The organism is Bacteroides sp. UBA939 (genome assembly GCF_002293435.1).
In the GTDB taxonomy this organism is placed as follows: domain Bacteria; phylum Bacteroidota; class Bacteroidia; order Bacteroidales; family Bacteroidaceae; genus Bacteroides.
Map to the genome: position 1 here is coordinate 1 of NZ_DBDF01000066.1, position 5,527 is coordinate 5,527.

General features: G+C 46.1%; 4 protein-coding genes. 3 read left to right on the forward strand and 1 reads right to left on the reverse strand.

Annotated features, from left to right (window positions below; genetic code table 11):
- Nucleotides 1–140: 140 nt before the first annotated feature.
- Nucleotides 141–812: an ABC transporter ATP-binding protein gene (locus tag B2Z67_RS04610; protein WP_291528645.1), complete on the forward strand. Its 672-nt coding sequence runs from the start codon at nucleotides 141–143 to the stop codon at nucleotides 810–812.
- A complete protein-coding gene (locus B2Z67_RS04615) occupies nucleotides 809–4,030 on the forward strand; it encodes an ABC transporter permease (RefSeq protein ID WP_291528646.1) in 3,222 nt (1,073 codons plus the stop codon). Before B2Z67_RS04610 ends, B2Z67_RS04615 begins: the two co-directional genes overlap by 4 nt.
- Here B2Z67_RS04615 and B2Z67_RS04620 read toward each other — a convergent pair.
- On the reverse strand, nucleotides 4,000–4,320 hold the full coding sequence (locus B2Z67_RS04620; RefSeq protein ID WP_291528647.1) for an ArsR/SmtB family transcription factor: 321 nt from the start codon (nucleotides 4,318–4,320) through the stop codon (nucleotides 4,000–4,002). The two genes, B2Z67_RS04615 and B2Z67_RS04620, sit on opposite strands and share 31 nt — an antisense overlap.
- A gap of 137 nt (nucleotides 4,321–4,457) precedes the next feature.
- Here B2Z67_RS04620 and B2Z67_RS04625 point away from each other — a divergent pair, with 137 nt between their 5' ends.
- The gene (locus B2Z67_RS04625) at nucleotides 4,458–5,420 is read left to right on the forward strand and encodes a radical SAM protein (protein WP_291528648.1); all 963 of its coding nucleotides are present in this window, start codon (nucleotides 4,458–4,460) and stop codon (nucleotides 5,418–5,420) included.
- Nucleotides 5,421–5,527 lie beyond the last annotated feature (107 nt).

Below are 5,527 nucleotides of genomic sequence, written 5' to 3' on the forward strand. Positions count from 1 at the left end.
CCCAGGAGGAGGAGAATAGAGATACTCTTGTTAATCACTTATCACTAAACATTAATCACTGCGAAGCTCCGCTTCGCTAAATTATCATTCATCAGCATAGGAGTATTATTACGGATAAGCATTAAATAAATTCATTAGAAATGGCTTTGATTAGATTAAATGACATACAAAAAAGCTATCCTGACGGCGAGAACCGTCTGAATAAAGTTTTGCAGGGAGTGAATATGGAAGTCTCTAAGGGCGAATTTATAGCGATAAAAGGCGCTTCCGGTTCGGGTAAAACCACTTTACTATCCATTTTAGGGACGCTTCTTATGCCGGACAGCGGCAGTTATTTTCTGGATAATACGGAAATAACCGCTCCGGGGGTTGACTCTTCTCTAATCCGTAACAAACAGATTGGTTTCGTCTTTCAGGATCACCGCTTGTTGCCACAGTACACAGCAATGGAAAACATCCTGTTACCTACACTTGCCCATAACTCCAAAGCTACCGCAGAAGAAGTTGCATATACCCGTCACCTCATGGAAATCGCCCGTATTTCGGGAGTGGCGAACCAGTACCCAAACACATTATCCGGTGGCGAAGCAAGCCGCGTAGCCATCTGCCGGGCGCTGGTCATGAAACCCCTGTTGGTACTTGCGGACGAACCTACCGGGCAACTGGATAGAGAGAACGCCCGAAATATCGTCTCCCTGCTTTCCGAAATAAACAAAAGCATGCAGGCAACTATCATCATGGTCACCCATTCGGATGAGATATCCTCCGTTGCACACCGCATACTCACCCTTAAAGAAAGGATGTTGCAATGAATTTCAAAGGTTTGACGTCTAAAAGCAGCCGCTTCTATATCCGTTATTACAAACTGGTGTTTCTTGCGTCGCTTATCACTGTAGCTGTAATTGTCGGCAGCCTGGTAGTAGGCGATTCCGTGCGGAGTACATTGGTGAAACGAGTCGCCGAGCGATTGGGAGATACGCAAACCATTATATTCTCCCGCCATTCTTTTATGGCCGAAGAATGGATTGATGACCCTTTGTTCAAAGGCTCTGCAAAAGGTGTTCTGCTAACAAACGGTTTCATTTCACAGAACGGGAAGCTGATACCTGTTTTTGTCTGGGGAGTGAGCGACCTGCCTATCGCTGAAGGTGCCGCCCGTATTAATTCCGCTTTACGTGAAGAACTGGGACAAGATATTCCGGAAGACATCGTGCTTCGTTTGCCGGCATCCGGGTTAGTCCCTCCCGGCTCCCTGTTTGTTACTGAAACCTACACCACAAGCCTGCGCCTTACTTTCAACGGAGTAGTCAACACCGAAGAGGGAGGTAATATCAGTATGAAGAACGAACAAGTCTTGCCGTTCAATGTCTTTATCAATCGGCAGGAGCTGGCGGAAGCCATGAATGCGGAAAAGAAAGTGAACCTCATCCTGACCAGTCAACCGATATCCGCCGGCGAATTGGAACATACATGGCATTATTCATTATCCGGTCTTTCCGTCCGTCAAAAAGATGATTTCACGGAGATTATCTCCGACCGCATCTTCTTACAAGAGGAAATAGTGGAAACCATCTGCAAGAATAATCCGGAACCGAACCGTTTGTTCTCTTACTTAGCCAACTCCATCCGGCGAGATGATTTTTCCATCCCTTACTCTTTCGTTACAGCCGCAGACCGTTATAAAGACCAATCATTAGGGAAAGACGATATCATTCTCTCAGACTATGCAGCCAAACGTTTGCAGGCTAAGCCGGGCGACCGGATTCAGATAACCTATTTCACTTCGCAAAATCTGAAAGTATTAAAAACTGATACCGCCTCCCTGCATGTAAAAGCTATTGTCCCCCTGAGTGAGTTCTTGGAAGATAAAACCTTAAGCGCTGATTTTCCCGGTCTTTCCGATGTAGAGCGATGCACCGACTGGGATAGCGACCTCCCGATTGATATGAGTCTTATCACCGATGAAGATGAAAAATACTGGGAACTTTACCGCAACACCCCCAAAGCCATTATTGCCTACAATGCCGTTGTCAACGACTGGGGAAATGCTTACGGAAACGCAACTGCCGTACGTGTAAGAAAGAATACCGTCCCCAACCTTTCAGGACTTACAACCGAAATGTCCGGTATCCAGATAATTCATCCTCGCGATAAAGCTGTGTATGCAGCCATGAATGGTGTCGACTTCTCAGGTCTGTTCCTTGCGCTCGGATTCTTTATAATTGTGTCCGCCATGCTGTTGATGCTTATTCCGGTATCGGAAATGCTTCATCAACGAAGGCACGAAATTGAACTTTTAAAGGCTCTGGGATATACACGGAAACGAATTACCCGGATGTTCTGGCGGGAAGCCGCCCCTGTTGTGTTACTCTCCTCAATTATCGGAGTAGTTGCCGGACTTCTTTATACCGGCCTCATTATGTGGTTGCTGGGCAACGTTTGGAAAGGGGCAACACATACCGGAGGATTCTCCGTCTATCCTTCTGCAACCACTCTGGTGTCCGGCCTTTTTATCGGTATCGCCCTGTCTCTGTGGCTTCTTTACAGGAGTATCGTACAAAACTTAAAAGACAGGAAGCCAAGTGCCGGAACCGGTACACATTCCCTAAAGCGGAGAAAGAAATTCGTTGTCTTCTCCACCCTGATTGCCGTGGGAACAATTGGCGTCAATCTTTTCTTCCTGCATTCGGTTGTTCTTTTTGTATTCGTTGGTATTCTGTTTATAGGAACAGCGGCAATATGGGGGGACTACTTAATTTGCCGGTATGGGAATAGGTCTTCGGCCGATTTGCCTGCCGACTCGCCCTGCAAGTACTCAACTTTCCAAACAAAACAATTGGCGTGGAGCACTCTTTACGCTAACAGGAAGCAAGCTGTGCTTTCATTCTTTACGTTGACAATCGGGGTGTTTATCGTCTTTTCCGTCGGTCTCAACCGGAAGGGCTTTGCCGACAGTGCGCAACTGCGCACCGGCACAGGAGGTTTCTCTCTTTGGTGTGAAAGCTCAGTACCTGTCTATCACAATATGTCTACCGATGCCGGAAAAGAAAAACTGTCGCTTACTGCTCTTCCCGGAGATACGGAAATCCTGCAATGCCTTCGTTACAGTGCCGATGATGCCAGTTGCCTCAACCTGAACAAGACTACGACTCCCACCGTGCTGGGTGTGGATATGAACGCCTTGGCAAAAAGCGACTTCCGGATAGAACAGAACATCTACTCGCTTGATAGAGAAGACGTCTTTCGGAAGATGGGAAGAAAGAACGGCAATCCTGCTGATGTTTCCCGGCAAGCACAGCAGCCGGATAACGTGTACCCCGCTTTGATAGACGCCACCGTACTTACGTGGGGACTTATGATGAACCTCGGAGATACCCTCTTTTATAAGAACGACCGGGGACAGACAATTCCCATCCTCCTTGCCGGTACATTGTCCAACTCCATCTTCCAGGGAAACATTCTGATAGACCGGTCCCTCTTTTCCGAGATATGGGAAGAAACTGCCGGAAGTGAAGTATTTCTCCTTAAAACAAGCGAGACGGAGAAAGAGGAAGTAAAAACATTACTTTCACAGGCTTTGAATGAATATGGCGTAAGAGTCTCCACCACGAATGAAAGGCTGGAACAATTTAACTCTGTTACCGACACCTACCTTACTATATTTCTGACTTTGGGTGGTTTAGGCCTGCTGTTGGGTATAATGAGTTTTATTATTGTAATTCGTAAGAACCTGTCTGCCCGCCGCTACGAAATAGATTTATACCGCACGCTTGGTTTCACTGACCGCAAAATAGAACAAACTCTATATAGAGAGAATCTGATGGTTCCTCTCTATGCCATTGCCGTCGGTATCGTAAGTTCCCTTATAGGCATCAGCATTACCTTTATGAATGTTGGCCTGTTGATATGGCTACTGACATTGCTGTTCGCGGTCTTCTTTGTGGTATGCGTCGTTGTGTTTGTCAGGAGGTCAGTGAGAAGGGAAATTCTTGTAGGAATTCAGCCACAGTCACCCTTGCGAAATGTGTAACTGCACATAAAATCATTTAATAGCTTCTTTGCCAGTTCCCAATTCTCGGGATTGATGCAATACTTCACTTTGGGCGGAAAGATTTCGCCCTGTATCAGTCCCGCATCCTTCAATTCCGAAAGATGCTGAGATACCGTAGCCTTTGCAATGGGCAGTTCGTTGTGGATATCGCCGAAGAAGCAACAGTTCTGCGCCGCCAAGAATTTCAAGATTGCAATACGGGCAGGATGCCCCATCGCTTTGCCGAAACGTGCCAATTGTTCTTCCTGCTCGGTGTATTTCTTTTCCATTTTAGAAAATTAAGATGATTACAGGGTGTAAATCTACAATAATTTTTCTTATAAACAAATATAAAGTTATCTTTGTGCCTGATTTACAGACAGTTAAGTTTGTAATTCGGCGAACTACGAATATAAAAGATAATGTTATGAACCAAATTTTAAGTAAAGTGGAGGCGAAAGCCGAGCTAAGTAAAGAAGAAGTTGTTAAGCTACTATCAGTATCAACTACAAGTGAAGAATTCTACCGGTTGCTGTATCTGGCCCGAAAATACAGCGAAGAAACATTTCAGAATAAAGGGTATGTTTTCGCCCAGATAGGAATCAACGCCGAACCGTGTTCTATCAATTGCCATTTTTGTTCGATGGCGGCAAAGCATTACGTTCTGCCCAATCATTGGCAGAAAGATATCAATGAGATTACCGAAAGCGTTAAGCAACTGGTTGCCGACCAAGCTAACGATATCTTTCTGATGACCACCGCCGACTATCCCGTTGAAAGATTTATCGAAATCGGAAAAGCTGTTCGTCAATACATTCCTGCCGCAATCAGGCTTGTTGCCAATATCGGCGATTTCGACCTGCCGACCGCCCACAAACTGAAAGAGGCGGGATTCACCGGAGCTTACCACATTGTGCGGATGCGCGAGGGCATTGATACCGGCGCATCGGTAGAGCAGCGTGTCCGGACACTCGATGCTATATGCGAAGCCGGTCTGGAGTTGTACTACTGCGTCGAACCCGTTGGAGCGGAGCATAGCTACGAGGAAATTGCCACCGAAATATTCCGTGCAAAGGATTATCGCATAGGTGCTATGGCTGCGATGCGTCGTACGCCTGTTGAAGGAACGCCTCTACATGGCTATGGCGCTATTTCTACGCCGGAATTGTGTAAGATTGCTGCGGTTACTCTGTTGGTTGTCCGTCCTTCGCGGTCTATGAACGTACACGAAGTAACAGAAATGTCACTTCTTGCCGGTATCAATCAACTGTATGCCGAAGCCGGAGCCAACCCACGCGATGTGGATGACAATACCGAGAATAACCGCGGGTTCAACACGGTTGTGCTTCGCAAGATGCTTGAAAACTCAGGTTATACCGTGAATAGTTAACTTACATTATTCGTAGTGTAAGTACTTCGTAATAATTATTTTTACTATAAATGAGGATTTATGCTTGAACACAGAGTCACAGAGACACAGAGTTTTATCTTTCTTTT